Genomic DNA, 21005 nt, shown 5'->3' on the forward strand with positions numbered 1-21005 from the left:
AACAGAACGGAGCCCAAGCCATGGAAACCGCTGCCTCTTTGCGCAATGAATTCTATCTGTCGCGCCAGTCCGACCGGGAATCGAATGCCCGCAGCTATCCGCGGCGCTTCCCGCTGGCGCTGAAAACGGCGAAGGGCTGCACCGTCACCGATGTCGAAGGGCGCAGCTACCTCGATTGCCTGGCGGGTGCGGGCACGCTGGCGCTCGGGCATAATCATCCGGAGGTGATTGCCATCTTGAAGGATGTGCTGTCCTCGGGCCTGCCGCTTCATACGCTCGACCTGACGACCCCCGTCAAGGACGGGTTCGTCTCGGCGCTTTTCGACACCTTGCCGGAGGGATTGCGCCGCGAGGCGAAGATCCAGTTCTGCTCACCCAGCGGTTCGGACGCGGTCGAGGCCGCTATCAAGCTCGCCAAGACGGCGACCGGGCGCACGGATATCGTGGCATTCACCGGAGCCTATCATGGCATGTCTCAGGGCTCGCTGTCGCTGATGGGGTCTCTCGGTCCCAAGGCCGCGGTCGGGCAGCTGGTTCCGGGAACGCATTTCTTCCCCTATCCCTACAGCTATCGTTGCCCCTTCGGTCGCGGCGGCGAGGAGACGGCGAAGCTCGCCGGCGATTATTTCGAACGCGCGCTGAAGGACCCGGAAGGCGGGATCAACCGGCCGGCCGCAGTGATCCTCGAAGCGGTTCAGGGCGAGGGCGGTGTGATCCCGGCGCCGGTCGAATGGCTGCGCAAGGTCCGCGCTGTGACCGCCGAACTCGGCATTCCCCTGATCCTTGACGAGGTGCAGAGCGGCGTTGGCCGCACCGGCAGCTTCTACGCGTTCGAAAGGGCGGGCATCGTTCCGGATATTGTCGTTCTGTCCAAGGCGATCGGCGGTGGCCTGCCGCTCGCCGTCGTCGTCTACCGATCGGGCCTCGATGTCTGGAAGCCGGGCGCTCATGCCGGCACGTTCCGCGGCAATCAGCTCGCCATGGCAGCCGGACAGAAGACGTTTGACATCATTGCGCGTGACGGGCTCGTCGCGCGCGCCGCCGAAGCCGGCGAGAGGCTGCGCGGCCATCTTGAGGCCATTGCGCATCGTTCCGCCTATGTCGGCGAAGTGCGCGGCGCAGGTCTGATGCTCGGCATCGAAGTAATCGATCCGCTGGGTTGCAGGGACAGCGCCGGCCGGTTGCCTGCCTCCACCGAGGCCGCCGGCGCGGTGCAGGCAGAGGCCTTCCGCCAGGGGCTCATCCTGGAAACGGGCGGCCGCTTCGGCAGCGTCCTGCGGCTCCTGCCGCCGCTGATCATTTCGAATGCCGAGATCGATCGCGTCGCTGATATTCTCGCAAGCGCCTTCGATCGTCTCGAGAGAAAGGCGGCCTGAGAATGAACGCGCCTTTCAACGCCCGGCTCGCCACGTCGCCCGACGTTTTTGCTTCGGTTCTGGGGCCTGATGCCGCCTCGCGCGACAGCTACCGGCGCGCCATGATGCAGGCCGTCGATGTCGCGCTGGAAAACGCCCATGTCCATGATCGGCCCTATGCCGGGAACCGTCTGGAAGACCTGATGGGGCTCGTCGACAGCATCGAGCCGTTCCCGGATACGGGTCTCGGCACGGCCACCATCATCGACGAGGTCGGCCGATTAGCCGTCCGGCACGCGCTGGCGGTGAGCCACCCGCGCGCCGTGGCACATCTGCATTGCCCGGTCGCTGTTCCGGCGCTCGCCGCCGAGGCGCTGATTTCCGTCACCAACCAGTCGCTCGATTCCTGGGACCAGTCGCCCTTCGCGACGCTGGTCGAGGAGCGTGTGGTGCGGTGGCTCGCTGCCGAAGCCGGACTGGGCGAGGCGGCAAGCGGCAGTTTTACAAGCGGGGCCAGCCAGTCCAACATGACGGCGCTTCACCTGGCGGCGGAGCGTTGCGGACTGGCCGCGCGGCACACGGGAGTCATCTTCACATCGGCGCATGCGCATTTCAGCGTTGTCAAAAGCGCCCGCATCCTCGGCTTCGCGGCCGATGCCGTCGTCACGGTCGATGTCGACAGCGAGGGGCGGATGCGTCCCGAAGCGCTGTCGGCGGGGATCGAAAAGGCCATTCAGGCGGGGCGTCCAGTGGTCGCTATCGTTGCAACGGCGGGAACGACCGATCTCGGCGCGATTGATCCGCTCGAGGCAATTGCCGATCTGGCAGACCGCCACGGCATCTTTCTGCATGTCGATGCGGCCTATGGCGGCGGCCTTCTGTTTTCGCGCCACAAGAAGCGTCTCGCCGGACTTGAACGAGCCCGGTCCATTGCGCTCGATTTTCACAAGATGCTCTTCCAGCCGATCAGCTGCGGCGTTCTTCTGGTCGCTGATAAAGCGGACTTTCTGCCGCTTGGCATGAAGGCGGATTATCTCAATCCTGAAGAGGCCGTCTTTGAAGGCGCGCCGAACCTGGTGGAGCACTCGTTCCAGACCACCCGGCGCGCCGATGCGCTCAAGGTTCTGATGACGGCGCGGGCGCTTGGCCGGGACGGGCTCGACGCGCTGATCTGCCGGACGCTGGAAAATGCCTCAGCCGCGGCAGAAGCCGTCACGGCCAGAGCCTATCTCGAGCTTGCCCGGCAGCCGTCGCTCTCGACTGTCGTCTTCCGCACCGTTTCGGCATCCAGCCCCGAAGACGCCGATGAGAAGACAAACCGGATCAGGGCCCGCCTCTTCGAGACCGGCGTCGCGGCGCTCGCCACGACCGTTCTCGACGGCCGGGTTCATTTCAAACTGACGCTTCTCAATCCCCGCTCGACGCCCGACGTCGTCAATCGCGTTCTCGACGCGATCGGCGATGTTGCCAAAGACATGGAGACAAACAATGCAGACTGATATGGCCGCCGAACTGGCGTTGCGCTCGCTGCTGAACTGCGTGACCCGCGAATACGGCACCCTCATCACCTGGAAAGATCATATCGGCGGAGAACGGCTGGATATCGCCTTCCCGAAAGCGCGCGGCACGATATCGGTGCCGGTCATTTATCGCTCCATGACCGGCCATCACCTCTTTGCAGATCAGATCATCCTGCGCGATCAGGGCGGCGAAAGGCGTCTGACGCCTCGCGAAGCCCTCGAGGTTCTGGTCGATCGGCTGGAAAGCGATGACGCCTTCCGCGCCGGGAAGGAAGACCTGCGCAACCGTGTTCTGGCAAGCCGCCGGTTCATTGAGCAAACATTGGCGGAACGGCAGAACGACCTTATCGATCTCATCGGTCCAAAGGTGACGTTCATTGAGGCCGAACAGGGGCTGATCGCCGGTCATGGCGTCCATCCCTGCCCCAAGAGCCGGGAAGGTATGGACGAGGACGAGGCGCGCCGCTACTCGCCCGAATTCGCCACGGGCTTTGCCCTGCGCTGGTTCGCGGTCAACCGGCGCCTGGCGCATGCCGGGCATTCCGCCGGCGCGCCATCGCCCGAAGCCTGGATCGACGAGGTGTGCGGCGACGAGCTTGCCGCACTCCGGTCCGCCTATCCGCGCGACGCCTATCTTCTCCTGCCGGTCCATCCGTGGCAGGCCGTCCATATGCTGGCCGATCCTGCCGTTGCGAAGCTGGTCGAGGACGGGCTGATCATCGATGGCGGGGAGGCCGGCGGCCTATGGTATCCGACATCGTCGGTGCGCACGCTCTACCGGCCCGATGCGCCATTCATGCTCAAGCTGTCGCTCGGGATCGGGATTACCAACTCGGTGCGCGTCAACCTGGCACGGGAGCTTTTGCGTGGCGACGACATGTACCGCTTCCGCAACAGCCCGCTTTGGCAGGATTTCCGCGCCCGATATCCCGGGCTCGGCCTGATTGCCGATCCGGCCTATCTCGGCGTGATCAGCCAGGGCGAGGTCATCGACGGCCTATCCGTTTCGCTGCGGGAAAATCCGTTCCACGGGGCGGAAGCGCAACGGAACGTCACGCTTCTCGCAGCGCTTTGCGAACATCTTCCGCAGCGCGGAAGCCGGATCGGCGCGCTGATCCGGGATCTGGCCGAAAAGGAGCATCGGCCTGTCGAGACGGTCGCCATCGACTGGTTCGGGCGGCTTCTCAAGGTCTTCGCGCGTCCCGTCTTCGGCCTTTATCTCAGGCACGGCATCGCCATGGAGGCGCATCAGCAGAACATGCTGGTCGAGATCGGGGACGGCTATCCGGTCGGGACCTTCTACCGGGACAATCAGGGCTTCTTCCATCATCACCGCGGTCACGAGGCACTTGCGGCAGCGCTTCCAGGGCTGGGCGTCGCCAGCGAGTCCGTCTTTGGCGAAGAGGCCGTCGACGAGCGGATCCTCTATTACGCCTTCATCAATTCGATGCTCGGCATGGTTGGCGCGCTCGGGCGAGAAGGGCTCGCCGACGAGGCCGTGCTTCTCGATCTCCTGAGGCAGGAGTTGAAAGCGCTGCATTTGGCGGAAGGCGGAATGTCCGGGCTGATTGCCAAGATGCTGGCGCCGCGCCTCCTGACCAAGGGCAATCTCAGAACCCGGTTCGCGCAGATGGATGAGCTGGTCGGGCCGCTCGAAACCCAGTCGGTCTATCTGGCGATCGATAATCCGCTGGCTGTCCGCGTTCCGGAGCCGGCCGATGCATAAGTTGGCGCAGTCCCGGAGCGATTTCGTCTATTCACGCTATGACGAAACCATCGGCCGCACGATCAGCTTCCGCCTGCTCGACAAGAAGGCGGATGCTGAGCGCCTGTGGCGCTGGATGAACCAGGCGCATGTCGTGCCGCAATGGAAGATGGCCAAGCCGATCGAAGAGATCGAGCGCTATATCGACACCAATCTGGCCGATCCGCATCAGGATCCCTTCATCGGCTTCATCGACGGAGAGCCGATGAGCTACTGGGAAGCCTATTGGGCCAAGGACGACATTCTCGGCCGCTATTATCCCGCCGAGGACAAGGACCGGGGCTGGCACATGCTGGTCGGCGAGCCGGCCTTTTTCGGGCGTGGCATTGCCCCGGCCATCATTCGCGCCTTCACGCGCTATCTCTTTCTCGACGATCCGGCGACCGCGAAGGTCGTCGGTGAGCCGAGTGTGCAGGCGCGGCGCCTGCTGCGCTATGCGCCGCTTTGCGCCTTTGAGGAGCAAGGCGAGATCGACCTTCCCGACAAGCGGGCAAAGCTGATGTTTTGCCATCGCCAACGTTTCATCGAACAGTTCGGATTGTGACATGACCTCCTATGACATTGCCGGCATCGGCATCGGCCCGTTCAATCTGGGTCTGGCGGCCCTTCTGTCGTCCCACCCCGAGGTGAGCGGCGTTTTCCTGGAAAAGAAACCCAGCTTTCGCTGGCATGAAGGACTGATCCTTCCCGGCACGACGCTGCAGGTTCCCTTCATGGCGGATCTCGTCACCATGGTCGAGCCGACCCATCCCTTGAGCTTCCTGAACTATCTCGCCGCACATGACCGGCTTTACCGGTTCTATTTCTATGAAAACTTCATGATCCCGCGCGAGGAATACGACCACTATTGCCGCTGGGCCTCGCAGCGTCTGCCGTCCTGCCGTTTCGGCGAGCCGGTTGCCGACGTGACCTATAGCCGCGACACGCAGCGCTTTACCGTCGAGACGAAAACCGATGCCGGCAAGATGCGCCGCTATGACACCCGCAACATCGCGCTCGGGATCGGTACCGCGCCCCATCTGCCGCAATGGGCGCGGCGGGAGACGCGGGCGCCGCTCATGCATTCCAGCGAATTCGGCAAGCGTCGGCAGGAGCTTTCCAGGCGACGGCGCATCACCGTGGTCGGTTCGGGCCAAAGTGCGGCCGAATGCGTGCTGGCGCTGTTTTCCGATCTGACGCCGGAGGCCGTCGCGGCCGGGTTTTCGATCCACTGGATCACCCGCTCGCCCGGCTTCTTCCCGATGGAATATTCCAAGCTGGGTCTCGAATATTTCACCCCCGACTACATGCGGCATTTCCATCGCCTGGGTGCCGAGCAGCGCCGGAAGGTCGTCGCCGGCCAGGATCTCCTGCACAAGGGCATCAGTTTCTCGACAATCGGCGAAATCTTCGACCTGCTTTATCACCGTTCCGCCGCCGGCCGGAATCCGGGTCTGACGCTCACCTCCAATTGCGCAGTCGAAACGCTCGAGGATACGCCGCTGGGCTTCCGTCTCGGCATCCGCCACAACGATCTGGGCGAGGGCGGTTTTCTCGAAACGGACGCCGTCATCGCGGCGACGGGATATCGGCACCAATGGCCCGCCTGGCTCGATGCGCTGAAGGGCGAGGTGCTCGCCACCGATCCGAAGGGCGATCTGATCGTTGGCGACGATTTCCGGGCCGCGCGTGCGGACGATCGCGCGGGCGTCGTTTTCGTGCAGAACGCCGAAACCTTCCATCATGGCGTCGGCTCGCCCGATCTCGGGCTCGGCGCCTTCCGCAACGCCACGATCATCAACCAGCTGCTGGGCCGCGAGCGCTATCGCGTCCGGTCCAACGTCGCCTTTCAGAATTTCGGCTTGCCCCAGGATGTGGATCGCGGGGCGGAAACCACGGGAGAATCCTATGAACGCGCCTTTTGACAACCGCGCTGCGCGCGCCTTTTCGACAGAGGTCTGGCACCGCGCCGCCTCGAAATTGCTGGCCAAGGTGATCGAGGAATTCGCCTATGAACGCGTGTTCGACGCGGTTTGCGAAAAGCCCGGTCACTATTGCATCCAGCTCGGAAGCGCCGCCATCCGCTTTCGCGCGAAACGCTATGTCTTCGACAATCTTTCGATCGAACCCGACAGCATCGTCAGGCAGGACGGCGATGTCGTGACGTCGATCTCCGATCCGCTCGCCTTTTGCGCGGAATTCCTGCCGCAGCTGGGCGTCAAGCCGATGACCGTGGCCCATTTCATCAAGGAACTGGGCAATACGCTGCTGTCCGATGCCCATATCGTTGCGCGCGCCGACAAGACCGCAGCCGAACTTGCCGAACTGGATGACATCAGGATGGAGGGCGAAACGACCGGGCATCCCTGGGTAACGGTCAGCAAGGGCCGCATCGGCCTCGGCTATCGCGACTATCTGGCCTTCACGCCGGAAAACCAGACACCGGTCAGGATTTCCTGGCTGGGCGTCAGCCGGAAGCGCGCCACGTTCGTTGCCGAGGAGGGGCTTACCAACGCGAAGCTCGCCGAAGAAGCCATCGGCGCGGATCGCTACCGCGCCTTCATGCAAACTTTGGCTGCCGCCGGAGGCTCAGCTCAAACGCACCTGCTGATGCCTGTCCATCCGTGGCAATGGGACCATATGATCGTGCCGCATTTCGCGGCGGACATCGCCGCCGGGCATATCGTGTTTCTGGGTGAGGGCGATGACCTCTACCTGCCGCAACAGTCGGTCCGGACGCTTTCCAACGTCACGCGGCCGGACGCATCGACGCTGAAGCTCTGCATGACCATCCTCAACACCGCCGTCTATCGCGGCATTCCAGGTAAGCGCGCGCTGACGGCCGCGCCGTTGACCAGCTGGCTGGATGGCCTTCTGACGCGTGACACCTTCCTCCGCGACACCTGCGGTCTGGCTCTTCTCGGCGAGCGGGCGGGCATGCATTACGTCCACCCGCAATTCTCTATGGTTGAGGGCGCACCTTATCAGTTCAACGAGATGCTGGGTTGCCTTTGGCGCGACAGCCTTGCCAGCCATCTGAAGGAAGGCGAAACGGGCATTCCGTTGGCCGGGTTGCTGCATGCCGGTGCCGACGGACGTCCGGTGATCGAGGCGCTGGCCGACAAGGCGGGACTGTCGGTGGAAGAATGGCTCACACTGTTCTTCGACGCGGTCATTCCGCCGGTCTATCATCTGCTGTGCAAGCATGGTCTGGCCTTCTCCGCCCATGGTCAGAATGCGACCCTGATCCTGGAGAACGGGCGGCCCAAGCGTCTGGCGCTGCGCGATTTCATCGACGATGTGATCGTCTGCGATCTCGATTTTCCCGAGACCGCCAGCCTTCCGCATTCCGTCCGTGCAGTGCTGCTGAGCTTGCCGCCAGATTTTCTGGTTCACTTCATCCAGACGACGCTGTTCATCTGCGTTTTCCGCTACATGTCGGTGCTGCTCGATCAGCGATCGGGTCTCAAGGAAAGCACGTTCTGGGGGCTCGCGCGCGATGCGGTGCTTCGCTATCAGCGCCGCTTCCCGGACCTGAGTGACCGCTTCGAAATCTTCGATCTCTTCGGCGAGGAATATCCGCGCCTGTGCCTCAATCGGGTGCGCCTGTTCACGCATGGCTATGCGGATGACGATGAGCGTCCGGTTCCCGATTTCCAGGGCGCGGTCGACAATCCGCTCGTCGCCTTCTGGCGGCAGAGCAACGCGGCCTGACGGGTCCCATCGACAAAGGCGAACGGATGAGGGCCTATCCGTTCGCCGCGGCGGGTGCGCTCAGCCATCCTGGCCGGACAACCCTCCGAACTCGGTCTCGCCGTCCTGGCCCGCCGCAAGCTTGCGCCATTCCGATGGCTTCATGCCATAGCGGCTGCGGAAGGTCCGGTTGAAATAGGACAGGTCGTTGAAGCCGATGCCATAGGCGACCTGACTGATCGGCTGGGTCGCGCCGTCGGCGATCATCATTGCCTTGGCAATGGCAAGGCGTCTTTCCAGAACGTAACGCGAGAATGTCGTCCCCTCCCGGCTGAAGAACTTCTGCACCGCGCGCGGCGTAATCCCTTCTGCATCCGCGACATCGCTGACGGAATAGCCGCTTTTGGCCAGATTGTCCTCGATCCTCGCCTTGATCGACTCCATCCGGGTCTGGCGCGCGGCAGGCCGTGGTGCATCGCCGAAATGCTGGGCGAGAACCGGCAGGAGATCGTGGAAATGCTGGACCATCATGGCGGCATCCTCCCGGCTCTGCGCATCCTGGCGCAGCATGTAGCCGGCATAATTGGTCAGCAGCTGCAGCGGCAGGCAATCGGCCTTGATCGGCTTCAGCATCAGCGGCTTCAGGATATGTGCCCTGGCGGCGACCGAATGGGCGGGCAGATGCGCGATATCGAGCCGGCCGCCCTCTGGAAGGACCAGATCCATCGCGTCGTCGGCGGGCGTGAAGATGACGTCGCTTTGGGCGACGCTGACCTTGCGTTTCCGGCGCCGGATCTCCAGTCGCCCCTCCATGGGACGCAGGACGATGATGCTCTGGTCGGTCGCGCCCCTTGCCTGTACCGTCAGCGGCACTTTCGGCAGATAGATCGTCGCGAGCGAAAGCGAAACATAACGCCAGTACAGACCGGTGAGACCTGCAAGATCACCGCCTGCCACGCAGATCGTCGCCTCTCCCATCATGTCGAAGAGAATGTTGCGGCACAGGAGCCGGCTGTCGCTGTCCGGCAATGACTGGGTGCCCAGTTTCAAGGGGCGGATCGTCTCCATCAAGGCTCAGGCTTCCCTTCAAAGTTCGCGTCAGTCCAAATGAGGTTCGTCGTGATCCAAGCAGGCCGATCCTTTACCTCATAAAACATGAGTTAAATAGTCTTGTATTTGAAATTCTGGAGGCCTGATCCGCCGCCAGAGTATTTTTCGCATCTGGAGGCGTGAATGATTAAGGGGCGTGGGGTACGCGTGCTGCTTTGGACGTCGGTCAGCTTGACCGCGTTGACATCGGGGGCCGTTGCACAGGAAAATCAGGCGGGGCAGGGCGCGCAAACGCCGGCCACCAGCCTTCAGGCCATCGTCGTCACCGGTTCCAGATCGCCGCAGCAGATCTCGGATACGGCCCAGACCATCTATGTCGTCGATTCCAAGGAGATCGCGTCCGAAGCGAGATCCGGCAAGAGCCTGCAGCAGATCCTCGCCGACAAGGTTCCGAGCTTCGATCCGGCGAGCGTCGGCTCCAGAACCTCCTATGGCCAGAACCTGCGCGGCCGCACCGCGCTGATCCTGATCGACGGCGTTTCGATGAATTCCGCCCGCTCGCTTAGCCGCCAGTTCGATTCGATCGATCCGTTCAATATCGAGCGCGTCGAGGTCCTGTCCGGGGCGACGTCGATCTATGGCGGTAACGCGACGGGCGGCATCATCAACATCATCACCAAGAAGGGCAAGGATGCCGAGCAGGGCTTCCATGCCGAGGTGACCGGCGGCCTGGGCTCCGGCTTTGGCGGCAGCAATGATCTCGACAGCAATGTCGGCGCGGCCGTGACCTACAACAGCGATGCCTGGGACGGCCGGCTTTCGATCTCGGGCAACAAGACCGGCGCCTTCTATGGCGGCGGCGGCAAGCTTCTGATCCCGGACATCACGCAGACCTCGACGGCCTTCAACCAGCGCCTCGATCTCATGGGTTCGGTCGGCTTCCAGATCGACGACAATCGGCGTCTGGAGCTTTCGGGCCAGTATTTCGACAGTAAGCAGGAGTCTGATTACGGTCTCTTTTACGGTCTGAACTTTGCCGCACTTGCCAAGCCGTCCCTGTTCGAGACGCGGCCGGGTTACAAGTCAGACTTCAACCCGCAGACCACCCGCTCCATGTTCAACGTCACCTACACGGATGACGATTTCCTGGGGCAGAAGCTTTTGCTGCAGGGCGCCTTCCGTAGCGAGCGGCTGAAATTCAACCCGTTCCCGTCTTCCAGCGCCTTCACGGGCGCCTATTTCGCCGGCAGTTCACAGGACACCGACTATTACAGCGTCAAGGCGGCCCTGGTCTCCGAACCTCTGGACAGCCTGAAGATCACCTACGGGATCGATGCGGACCGAGATTCCTTCTCGTCGCGCCAGAACGTCTTCGACACGCTGACGGCCGCGAGAACCGGTGGCATGAACTTCCGCACGATGGGCATCACCGGGCTTTACCCGACCATCGATGTCTCCACCGTCGCGGGTTTCGTGGAGGCCTCCTATGAGGCGACCGACCGCCTGACGATCAGCGGCGGTCTGCGCTATCAGTTTGTCAACACCAAAGTGTCGAATTTCGTCGGTGCTGCGCAGCAGGTGGCGATCCTTCAGGGGCGCGCTCGTTCGGCAGCATCCATTCCCGGCGGCGAGGTCAACTACGACGCCTTGCTGGTCAATGCCGGCGCAACCTATGAACTGGGCCCGGATCAGCAGATCTACGGCAATTTCAGCCAGGGCTTCGAGCTTCCTGATCCGGCGAAATATTACGGGGTCGGCTCCTACGTGCTCAGCGGCGGCGTGTTCAATCTCGTCAACAGCGTGAATGTCAGCTCATCGGCGCTGCAGGCGATCAAGACCAATTCCGTCGAATTCGGCTATCGTCTCGATGACGGCAAATACAATCTCGAGGCTGCCGCCTTCTATTCCTTCTCTGACAAATCTATCCAGCTCAACCGCTCGACGCTTGCCGTCGACGTTGTCAACCGCGACAGGCGGGTCTACGGGATCGAGGGCACGGCCGGGGTGAAGTTCGACAACGGCTTCAATGTCGGGGTTCTCGGCCAATGGGTCCAGACCGAGGTCAAGGGCAAGAACGGCTGGGTGAACGACACGGTGGGAACGGCCAGCGTTTCCAAGCTCGGCGGCTATGTCGGCTGGACCAACGATGCGCTGTCGCTGCGGTTGTCCGGCCAGCACGTGTTCAGCCTGACAGACGCAGACAACTTCAAGATCGACGGCTATACGCTGTTCGATCTGGCGGGTAGCTACACGTTCGAAAACTCCAAGACGACCCTCAATTTCGGCGTCCAGAATGTTTTCGACACGCAGTACACGACCGTCTGGGGCTCCCGTGCGAAGGCGCTTTACGGTGCGCTCGCCGACAAGTCGGTCTTCGATTACAAGGGGCGCGGCCGCACCTTCGCAGTTTCGTTGACCAAGGTCTTCTGAGGAGACTGAAAGGCCTTGCTCGTCACGCCCATCAAGCATGCTGTCCATGAAGGCTCCGCCCCGTATCGCTGCTTTACCGCCGATCCGGGGGCGAGCATCCACGTGACCCGCAAGGGTGCGCTTCTGGCGGCGGAGGACGGGCGTGGCAACAGGCTTGAGGCGGAACTTGCCAAGGGCGTGCTCTCCGCAAGGACATCAAATCATGAACTTGCGGACGGCGAGTGCCGGCGCTTCCTTTCGGCTCTCCTGGGTTTCGTCTTTTCGACGGAGCCGGAGGCCGAGAGGCTTGAACTCGCCGGCGACGGCTGGCAGCCGACCTCCACCGATCTGACAGCGATCGGTGGACATGTCAGCGGCGGAGCCCTGAGCGTGAGGGCAGACATGTTCTGGCAGGTCGCGCGGCTCTGGACGCCCGCGCCGGCCTTGAACTACCCGCGACATGAAGTCTTCGACGGGCGCACGGTTCATCCCTTGCGGCCGCCGAAGCCTGAGGGCCGCGTTTATGCGCGTTTCATCCCCTGGCTTGGCGGAGACATCGCGCTGGATGTGGCCACTCTCGAGGATCTTGCGGACATTCACCGCTGGATGAACCTGCCGCGCGTCGACGAATTCTGGCACGAGGCCGGCGACCTGACGCATCATCGGCGCTACCTCGCCGGCATGATCGCCGATCCGCATGTCATTCCTCTGATTGCCCGGTTCGACGGCCGGTCCTTCGGCTATTTCGAGGTCTATTGGGCCAAGGAAGATATTGTCGGCGGCTTCTGCGGAGCAGGCGATTACGACAGGGGCTGCCATGTCATCATCGGCGAGGACGCCTGCCGCGGGCGCAGTTGGTTCACCGCCTGGCTGCCTTCGCTTCTGCATTTCATGTTTCTGGACGAGCCGCGCACGGAGCGCATCGTTCAGGAGCCGGACGCGCGCCATAGCCGCCAGCTTCGCAACCTCCAGCGTTCCGGATTCTGGCTGAGCGCCACGGTCGATCTGCCGGGCAAGCGCGCCGCCATCGTCGAGATATCCCGCCGCAAGTTCTTCGGCGCTCGTCTCTGGCACCCTGTGGACGACGATCGAAAGGAACCATGATGACGGCGAATTTTCCCACGGCCTTCCGTTTGAAGGCCCGCGCGAAACTGGTCGAACCCGACCAGTGTCTGGAGCATCTGGTGGAGCACCTCAGAGAGCATGACGGGGAAATCCGGGAGGAGGAGGGCGCCTTTCTCGTGACCCTGCCGGATATTCGTGGCCGCATGTGGTGCGATGACGGGCTGCTTCATGTCGATGCCCGTTCCAGCGATGCGGAGACCGCCTATTTCGTCCGGACCTGGCTTGACGGCGTTTTCCGGCATCTGGCCGGGACGGGGCCGGTGGAGATCGCCTGGAAAGAAGACTGGAATGCCGGCCATTTGCCGCCGAGCTTCTCGGTCCTCAAGGTTGAGGCGTTGCAAACGATCACCTCGCGCATGATGCGCGTCACGCTGAAATGTCCTGATGCCGCGCGGTTTGCCCGCGCCGATGCGCTGCATGTTCAGGTCCTCGTCAATTTCGCCGACATGGTCGCCGCGACAGGCGGCGCGCCTGCGCCGTTGATATGGCGTCGCTACACGGTGCGCGCAGTAGACCTTGCGGCAAGCATGATCGATATCGACATCTTCCTGCATGGCGAAGCCGGGCCGGGCGCGGCATGGGTTCGCAGTCTTCGTGTCGGCGATCTGGTGGGCGTTGCGGGCCCGAATGGCGGCGGCATCGGCCAGGCTGAGCGTTTTCTGATTGCCGGCGACGAGACGGCGCTTCCCGCAATCGCCCGGATCATGGGCCTGCTTCCGCAGCATTGCGTTGGAGATGTGTGGATCGAGACCGAGGAAAGTGCAGAAAGACTTCCCCTTGAAGTCCCCCCCGGCATCACGCTGACCTGGCTTGCGCGGGAGAATGATGCAGGCGCAGCACTGGAGTGCGCTATCAACGGCGCTCTTGCCCGAAGGACGGCGGAAAAGACGTTCGTCTGGGTTGCCTGCGAGGCGAGCGCCGCCTCGCGGATACGCAAACATGTCAGGGTCGCCGCGCTGCATGACAACCTTGATCATCTGATCGCCGGATATTGGAAAAGGTAAGCGTCTACCTTCCTCGTGCCCATGGCCTGGGTAAGCGCCGGACGCTGCCCGATATTTCGATGAGGGAATGGCAAAGCCCGCACCGTACGGCGCGGGCTTTTGAGGTCAGATATGCCGCCATCGAAGGGCTGCCGGCCGGAAAGCCCAGCAAACGCCTTCACAGGCTGCATCAGGCGATTTGTCTGAAGTCGGAATCGTCGGCATCCGGTCCACCCATCGTCATGTCGAGCATCAGGCCCCTCACGCGCGCCTGTTGTCTTGCGACCGTCTGGCCGACCTTGGGGGACGCTGCCGCTGGCTTCCTTGCCGCAACATTGCTTCTGGGCTGGGCCTTGGGCGCTTGTTTGAGCAATGGCTGGGCTTTGGCGCTCTCGGTGTTGTCGACCTTGAAGAAGGCGATCGAGTTCTGAAGTTCCTCGGCCTGTGCGGCCAGTTCTTCGGAGGTTGCCGACATCTCTTCCGATGCCCCGGCGTTCTGCTGGGTCACCTTGTCGAGCTGTTGGATTGCTTCATTGATCTGGCCGGCACCGATATCCTGTTCGCGGCAGGCTGCGGAAATTTCGGCGACCAGTTCTGCCGTCTTGCGGATGTCCGGCACGAGGCGGGCCAGCATGGCGCCTGCCTCCGTCGCAACGCTGACGGTCTCGCCCGAGAGGCCGCTGATTTCGGCCGCCGCCGCCTGGCTGCGTTCCGCAAGCTTGCGCACTTCGGAGGCAACGACCGCGAAGCCTTTGCCATGTTCGCCTGCGCGGGCTGCTTCCACCGCGGCATTCAGGGCGAGAAGGTCGGTCTGACGCGCGATTTCCTGCACGATGGAAATCTTCTCGGCGATCTTGCGCATCGCCGAGACCGCCCGGTTGACGGCGTCGCCCGACGCTTCGGCATCCTTGGAAGATTGACGCGCGATCTTTTCGGTCTGGGCGGCGTTATCGGCATTCTGCTTGATGTTCGACGCCATCTGTTCCATCGAGGCCGCCGCTTCTTCCGCCGACGCTGCCTGCTCCGTCGCACCTTGCGAAAGCTGTTCCGAACCGGACGACAGCTGCTGCGAGCCCGCCGAAACATTTTCGCTTGCGGTCAGGGCATCGGCAACGACACCGCGAAGCCGTTCGACCATAGAGAGAAGAGCAACCCCCAGCGTGTCGTTTTCGGAAAGCGGCTCGGGCTGCACGGTCAGGTCGCCGTTGGAGATCTGGTCTGCAATGTCTGCCGTGTTGCGCAGGTTGTCGATCAGACTGTTGATCGCATTCTTCATGCGCTCATGATCGCCGTCGCATGCGATGTCCACGCGTTGCGTGAGATCGCCGACACTCACCTGGCGAAGCACACGGTTACCTTCGGAGATCGGAAGAATGATCGCGTCGAGCATGCCGTTGATGCCGGAGACCAGTTTGCCGAAATCGCCGACGAAACGGTCCGCAGCGCCGCGCTCGGAGAGCTGGCCCGCCGTGGAGGCTGCGATCAGTCGCTGAAGCTCGCTGGTGATGGCCCGCAGGTTTCCGCGCAGCGTCTCGATCGTGTCGTTGATGAAGGCCTTCTTGCCGGGGAACTGCTCGAGCGGGGCATCGAAATTGCCTTCGCCGAGCTGCTTGATGCAGGCCATCGCCTTCTTCTTGACCGCGATATGGCCGGCAACCATGTCGTTGATGCCCCGGGCCATGATGCCGAAGTCGCCCTTGAAGCGATCGACGGGGACGAAGACGTCGATGTCTCCCTTGTCGTGCTCGGAGGACATCTTGTTCATTTCGCTGATCAACCCGCGCAGGTTTCCGCGCAGCGTCTCGATCGTGTCGTTGATGAAGGCCTTCTTGCCGGGGAATGGCTCGAGCGGCGCATCGAAATTGCCTTCGCCCAGCTCCTTGACGCAGGCCATGGCCTTTTTCTTGACCGCGATATGGCCGCCTACCATGGTATTGATGCCCTTGGCCATCGTTGCAAAGTCGCCCTTGTACTCATCCGGTCGCAACATCACATCAATGTCGCCCGCATCATGTTCCGTTGACATGTGCGCGATGGAAGACGCAATTTTCTGCATGGGCTGGACGCCCGCATCAAGCAGAGCGTTGACAGCTTCGAGCATCTCTCTGGCGTCGCCGGTTGCCAGATCGAGGTTTGCGCGTTCAGAGAGGTTTCCACCCGAAAGGCCGGCACAAACGCGCTGTATTTCCGACAGGGCTACCTGTGATCTGGAGGATTTCTTCATTTGCGTGTAGAAAGACATTCTATTTCCCCTTGCCGCCTGCACCCTACGGTAGCGGTCAATAAAACTCGGCCCCGGAATGTGTTAGAGGTTCGCGTCATGCGAGGTGGCAACATAACCATCTGTTGCGCAACCATAATTAGAATTTTTAAACGTTAATCATGCCCTAAAGTGGCATCGTTATTTTTAGTGATTGCTTATTATAGGGATCGCGTAAAGAGATTTTGGCCGCAGGGGAGACGAGAAAACTTACCGCCATTTTTGGCGCATGTCGCCGAACAGCACGCGGACTTTCCTCAGTGGACACGGCGTGTTGAGACAAGGGTGAAACGGCACAGGCCCGCCGTCTAATCTCCTCGCCGGATGGGCATCACACCCGCCGCCTTCAGCACACCGGCGAGTTCAACGGCATTTCGGGCACCCATCTTTTCGAGCAATCGCGCACGATGAACCTCCACGGTGCGTATGGAAATCGACAGATCGTCGGCGATCTGCTTGTTCAACCGTCCTTCCAACATCAGGTTGAGTACCGCGATCTCCCTGTCGGACAGGCTTTTCAACTTTCTGGCGAGCTCATCGCGCTCGGCTGTCTCGCAAAGCTCTTCGCTGCGGCGGAGCAGGCAATCGGCGACGATATCGACAAGCTGGTTGTCGTTGAAGGGCTTCTCGACGAAATCAGCCGCGCCCTTTTTGAGTGCCTCGACGGCGATGGGTACGTCGCCATGACCCGTCAGGAAGACGACCGGCAGTGTCACGCCTGCCGCTTTCAGGCGGTCGAATGTTTCAAGACCGGTGAGGCCATCCATCCGCATATCCATCACGATGCAGCCTAGCGGCCGCAATGGCAGGGCGGCCAGAAGCGCCTCTCCGCTGGGGAATTCCGCCACCGCGAGTTTGCGGGAGCGAAAGAGAAAGGCCAGCGCATCGCGGATCGCCTCGTCGTCGTCGACCAGATAGACCAGGGCGTCCTCATGTCGTGTAAACGTCATGCTGCGCGCTCCGCACTGGCGCTGTCGAGCGGCAGTTTCAGTGAGAAGACGGCGCCGCCGCCCTCATGGTGCCGGTGTGACAGATGGCCCTGATGCAGCTCGACGATGGTCCGGCAAATATTAAGGCCCATGCCCATGCCGTCGCTCTTGCTGGTCACGAAGGGTTCGAAGATGCGGCGTGCGATATCGTCCTGAATGCCGGGCCCATAATCCTTCACCTCGATCGTGCCCCATCCGTCGCGCCCGGTTACGCTAATCTGCAGCGTCTTCTGTTCCGGCGCGACGGACTGCATCGCCTCGATGCCATTGCGCATCAGATTCAGCAGGACCTGTTCCAGAAGAATACGGTCGGCGCGGACGGAAGGCAGGCCCGGTTCGATTTCGGTTTCGATCTTGGCTTGATGACTGCGCGCATCGGCCGCCAGAAACTGCGTCGTGTCGATCACGACGGAGGCGAGGTCGACGGTTTCGAACTTGGGATCGCGCTTGCGCACGAAGTCCTGGATACGCCGAATGATCTCGCCCGCGCGCGCCGCCTGCACCGCAAGCTTTTCCAGTGCGCCGGAGACCGTTTCCTTGGGCGCGCTCGCATCTTTCAGAATGTTGAGCGAACCGGCGGCGTAGCTCGCGATCGCGGCCAGCGGCTGGTTCAGCTCATGGGCAAGCGAGGAGGCCATCTCGCCGAGGGCAACAAGTCGCCCCGTTCTCTGCAGGCTTTCGTCCTGCAGGCGGGCGTTCTGGGCGGCCTTCTTCTGCTCCGTGATGTCGATGATCGAACCCATCCAGCCGTGGTGCTTGCCGTCGGCATCGATCAGCGGTGCTTCGAAGACCTGAATGTCGAGTTCCATTCCGTCCTTGCGGCAGAAGCGTGTCTCGAAGCTCTGATTTTTTGGCCCGCCGGCATTGAGGGCGGCATGCCGGCTGAGCGTCTCCTCGACGCGATCCTTGGGCCAGTAGGGCATAGGCGGCAGGCGGCCAATCAGCTCGTCCTGCGAAAAACCCGTCATGCGGCAGAATGCGTTGTTTACATAAAGCACCCGGCCCTGATGGTCGCGCGCCCGCAGGCCGACGGTCAGGCTCTCCTCCATCGACCGCCGAAAGGCCATTTCAGCGCTGAGGCGAGCTTCCGCCTGACGCCGCCGGCCCGCGTGGCGGTAGAGAATGATCAGGGACAACATGACGAAGACGGACAGCGCGAGAATGGCTCCGATCAGCAACCGATAAGTCGGCTCGCTGCCCACCCGGTAGCTGGCGATAGAGAGCCAGGTTCCCGCGAGCGGCGGGTCGAACGCGACCTTGTAGACCAGATCGTCATCGACCGGCTCCACCCGCGTCTTTTCCGAAAGCACCGCGTTACCGGCATCGACCAGCTGGACGGCGTATTTCTGCGTGATCCACCAGGGGATCTGCCGGGCGATCAGGGATTTGACGGAGACGGTGGCGACGATGGTGCCGCGGTTTCCGGCATGGATCGACATGTCGGTGAGAAGTTCGCCATCCACCGTGTAGAGCGGACTGTAGACGGGTTTCAAGGTTCGTGCCGCGATCTTCGGCAGCATGGCGGGCACATGTTCAGAGCCGCTGGGAACCGAAACGACCTGCGCCCCATCGTCGGCAATCAGTGCCATGCGCAGGACTTCCGGGTTGTTCTGCAGATGGATGCGCATGCGGTTGCGCAGACTTTCTTCCGTCACATCGACCTGCTCGGTGTCCAGCGCCAGACGCTGCACCGCGTCCTCATCGGTCGAAAGCTGGAAGCGCAGTGTCTGCTCCACCCACAGCGCATCGGAAATCAGCGTCGAACGCAGACTGTCCGTGGCATTGCGGTTAATGAACCACAGGAGCGCCGCGACGAGAGCGACAAGAATGAACATGGTTGCCAGCGGCACGACCTGGATCAGGTCGAAGCCCCTTGGCTCCCCACGGTTTTCCGGCAGCACCGTTCTTCTGTTCAGCAATATCGTCCCTTCCCCCCGAACTGAAATTGACCTGTGGCGGAGAGAAAGACAAGTCCGCAAGATCCGGAAACACCTTAAACGGTGACCTGCGAAGCCGATGTGGAAATCCACAATAGAAAAACCATCAGTTGCAACTTATCAAACGGACAGGCCGGAGGAAGCGCGGGTGGGGACCTGCAGCGCGCCGCCGGGCGTATTTGGAGGAGGAATATTCCATGATCAATCGTCGCAATTTCATCAAGTCAACGACCGTTGCCGCCGGCATTCTGGCATTCGGTCTTTCGGCCGGCATGGCGCTCGCCGCCGACCCGATCGTCATCAAGTTCAGCCACGTCGTGGCGCCGAACACGCCCAAGGGCAAGGGTGCGGACAAGTTCAAGGAACTGGCCGAAAAATACACCAATGGCGCGGTGAAGGTGGAGATCTACCCGAACTCGCAGCTTCTGAAGGACAAGGAAGAACTGGAAGCGCTGCAGCTCGGCGCCGTCCAGATGCTCGCCCCGTCGCTCGCCAAGTTCGGCCCGCTCGGTATCAAGGAGTTCGAAGTCTTCGATCTTCCCTACATTTTCCCGGACTACGATTCGCTGCACAAGGTGACGAAGGGCGCCGTTGGCAAGGAACTGCTCGACAAGCTCGGCGAAAAGGGCATCCAGGGTCTCGCCTATTGGGACAATGGCTTCAAGATCATGAGCGCGAACTCCAAGATCAACAAGCCGGAAGATTTCCTCGGCCTGAAGCTGCGCATCCAGTCCTCCAAGGTGCTCGAAGCGCAGATGAATGCGCTGGGTGCCGTGCCGCAGGTCATGGCCTTCTCGGAGGTCTATCAGGCGCTGCAGACCGGCGTCGTCGACGGCACTGAAAATCCGCCGTCCAACATGTATACGCAGAAGATGCACGAGGTGCAGAAGTTCGCGACGCTGACCAATCATGGTTATCTCGGCTATGCGGTCATCGTGAACAAGAAGTTCTGGGATGGCCTGCCGCAGGATGTGCGCGCTTCGCTGACCAAGGCCATGGACGAGTCGACCGACTATGCCAACGGCATTGCCAAGGAAGAGAACGACAAGGCGCTGGAAGCGATGAAGGCTGCCGGTACGACGCAGTTCCATACGCTGACGGATGACGAGCTGAAGACGTGGCGCTCGACGCTTGCCCCGGTTCGCAAGCAGATGGCAGACCGCATCGGCGCAGACCTCGTCAAACGCACCGAAGCGGCTGCAGGGACGAAATAACCCGCGTCGGTGAACGGGCCTGCCCTTAGACCCCGGCAGGCCCGTTTTCCAGTTTCAGCGTCATTCTTTCAGGACAACATATCATGCTGCGCCTATTGGACCGGCTTGAGGAAATCCTCATTGCCACGTTGATTGCGGCCGCGACCGCGATCATTTTCGCCTCGGTTACCCACCGCTACGCACTGAGCGGCCTCGCCGCCCTCATCACCTACGCCCGCGTCCACGATTTCGGCCTGCTGATGAGCATGGCGAGATCGTCCTATTTCGGTCTGAAGGCCGTCAATCTGATCTGGGCGCAGGAACTCTGCATCATCATGTTCGTCTGGATGGCGAAGTTCGGTGCGGCCTATGGCGTCCGGACGGGCATCCATGTCGGCATTGACGTGGTCATCAACCGGCTGAGCCCGGAGCGCCGCTTCGCCTTCATCCTGTTCGGCCTGTGTGCCGGCGCCTTTTTCACGGGCACGATTGCCGCGCTCGGCGCTAATTTCGTCTGGCACATGTACAGCGTGTCGTCGATCTCGCCCGATCTCGAATTGCCGATGTGGATCGTCTATCTGGCCATCCCGCTGGGCTCGTCGCTGATGTGCTTCCGCTTCCTGCAGGTTGCCTATGTCTATCTGCGCACCGGCGAGTTGCCGCATCACGACCATGGCCATGTCGATGGCATGGACGAGATCGAAGACGCCATCAATCACAGCCCGCTGACCCCAAAGGATCGCTAAG

The 21005-nt window shown here is 61.9% G+C and carries 14 protein-coding genes and 1 pseudogene; 11 read left to right on the forward strand and 4 right to left on the reverse strand.

From position 1 onward, the window contains the following. Positions 1 to 14: 14 nt before the first annotated feature. The 6 genes and pseudogenes from LQK83_RS16990 to LQK83_RS17015 all read left to right on the forward strand — a co-directional run. A pseudogene (locus LQK83_RS16990) lies at positions 15 to 1376 on the forward strand (diaminobutyrate--2-oxoglutarate transaminase); the annotation flags it as partial. Between the two features lie 2 nt (positions 1377 to 1378). Continuing rightward, complete coding sequence (locus LQK83_RS16995; RefSeq protein ID WP_330166294.1) at positions 1379 to 2854, forward strand: pyridoxal phosphate-dependent decarboxylase family protein; 1476 nt, start codon at positions 1379 to 1381, stop codon at positions 2852 to 2854. Beyond that, positions 2844 to 4601 carry an IucA/IucC family protein gene (locus LQK83_RS17000; RefSeq protein ID WP_230838588.1) on the forward strand — a complete coding sequence of 586 codons (1758 nt, stop codon included), beginning with the start codon at positions 2844 to 2846 and terminating at the stop codon, positions 4599 to 4601. Before LQK83_RS16995 ends, LQK83_RS17000 begins: the two co-directional genes overlap by 11 nt. Then, a complete protein-coding gene (locus LQK83_RS17005) occupies positions 4594 to 5184 on the forward strand; it encodes a GNAT family N-acetyltransferase (protein WP_230838589.1) in 591 nt (196 codons plus the stop codon). Before LQK83_RS17000 ends, LQK83_RS17005 begins: the two co-directional genes overlap by 8 nt. A 1-nt stretch (position 5185) precedes the next feature. Continuing rightward, the gene (gene basC, locus LQK83_RS17010) at positions 5186 to 6544 is read left to right on the forward strand and encodes a putative histamine N-monooxygenase (RefSeq protein WP_230838590.1); all 1359 of its coding nucleotides are present in this window, start codon (positions 5186 to 5188) and stop codon (positions 6542 to 6544) included. Further along, complete coding sequence (locus LQK83_RS17015) at positions 6528 to 8333, forward strand: IucA/IucC family protein (protein WP_230838591.1); 1806 nt, start codon at positions 6528 to 6530, stop codon at positions 8331 to 8333. Before basC ends, LQK83_RS17015 begins: the two co-directional genes overlap by 17 nt. Before the next feature lie 60 nt (positions 8334 to 8393). Here LQK83_RS17015 and LQK83_RS17020 read toward each other — a convergent pair whose 3' ends face one another. Beyond that, on the reverse strand, positions 8394 to 9380 hold the full coding sequence (locus tag LQK83_RS17020; protein ID WP_230838629.1) for a helix-turn-helix transcriptional regulator: 987 nt from the start codon (positions 9378 to 9380) through the stop codon (positions 8394 to 8396). A 165-nt stretch (positions 9381 to 9545) separates the two neighbouring features. Between LQK83_RS17020 and LQK83_RS17025 the strand changes: the two genes are divergently transcribed. The 3 genes from LQK83_RS17025 to LQK83_RS17035 are packed head-to-tail and all read left to right on the forward strand — an operon-like array spanning position 9546 to position 13900. Then, the gene (locus tag LQK83_RS17025) at positions 9546 to 11792 is read left to right on the forward strand and encodes a TonB-dependent receptor (protein ID WP_230838592.1); all 2247 of its coding nucleotides are present in this window, start codon (positions 9546 to 9548) and stop codon (positions 11790 to 11792) included. A 15-nt stretch (positions 11793 to 11807) separates the two neighbouring features. Next, positions 11808 to 12875: a GNAT family N-acetyltransferase gene (locus LQK83_RS17030; RefSeq protein WP_230838593.1), complete on the forward strand. Its 1068-nt coding sequence runs from the start codon at positions 11808 to 11810 to the stop codon at positions 12873 to 12875. Then, on the forward strand, positions 12872 to 13900 hold the full coding sequence (locus tag LQK83_RS17035) for a siderophore-interacting protein (protein WP_230838594.1): 1029 nt from the start codon (positions 12872 to 12874) through the stop codon (positions 13898 to 13900). Before LQK83_RS17030 ends, LQK83_RS17035 begins: the two co-directional genes overlap by 4 nt. 169 nt (positions 13901 to 14069) lie before the next feature. Here the strand turns inward: LQK83_RS17035 and LQK83_RS17040 are convergent, their stop codons facing one another. The 3 genes from LQK83_RS17040 to LQK83_RS17050 form a co-directional block, all read right to left on the reverse strand. Continuing rightward, complete coding sequence (locus tag LQK83_RS17040; RefSeq protein WP_230838595.1) at positions 14070 to 16121, reverse strand: methyl-accepting chemotaxis protein; 2052 nt, start codon at positions 16119 to 16121, stop codon at positions 14070 to 14072. 326 nt (positions 16122 to 16447) lie between these two features. Continuing rightward, positions 16448 to 17089, reverse strand: a complete 642-nt coding sequence (locus LQK83_RS17045) for a response regulator transcription factor (RefSeq protein WP_230838596.1) — start codon at positions 17087 to 17089, stop codon at positions 16448 to 16450. Then, positions 17086 to 19047 carry a sensor histidine kinase gene (locus LQK83_RS17050; protein ID WP_230838597.1) on the reverse strand — a complete coding sequence of 654 codons (1962 nt, stop codon included), beginning with the start codon at positions 19045 to 19047 and terminating at the stop codon, positions 17086 to 17088. The genes LQK83_RS17045 and LQK83_RS17050 overlap by 4 nt, the downstream gene beginning before the upstream one ends. A 215-nt stretch (positions 19048 to 19262) precedes the next feature. Between LQK83_RS17050 and LQK83_RS17055 the strand changes: the two genes are divergently transcribed. Both LQK83_RS17055 and LQK83_RS17060 read left to right on the forward strand, forming a co-directional pair. Further along, a complete protein-coding gene (locus LQK83_RS17055) occupies positions 19263 to 20279 on the forward strand; it encodes a TRAP transporter substrate-binding protein (RefSeq protein ID WP_442966784.1) in 1017 nt (338 codons plus the stop codon). A gap of 83 nt (positions 20280 to 20362) precedes the next feature. Further along, positions 20363 to 21004 carry a TRAP transporter small permease gene (locus tag LQK83_RS17060; protein ID WP_230838598.1) on the forward strand — a complete coding sequence of 214 codons (642 nt, stop codon included), beginning with the start codon at positions 20363 to 20365 and terminating at the stop codon, positions 21002 to 21004. The last annotated feature ends 1 nt before the right edge of the window (position 21005 follow it).

Origin of the sequence: Rhizobium sp. C1 (assembly GCF_021026335.1) — a bacterium.
Taxonomy (GTDB): Bacteria; Pseudomonadota; Alphaproteobacteria; order Rhizobiales; family Rhizobiaceae; genus Ensifer_A.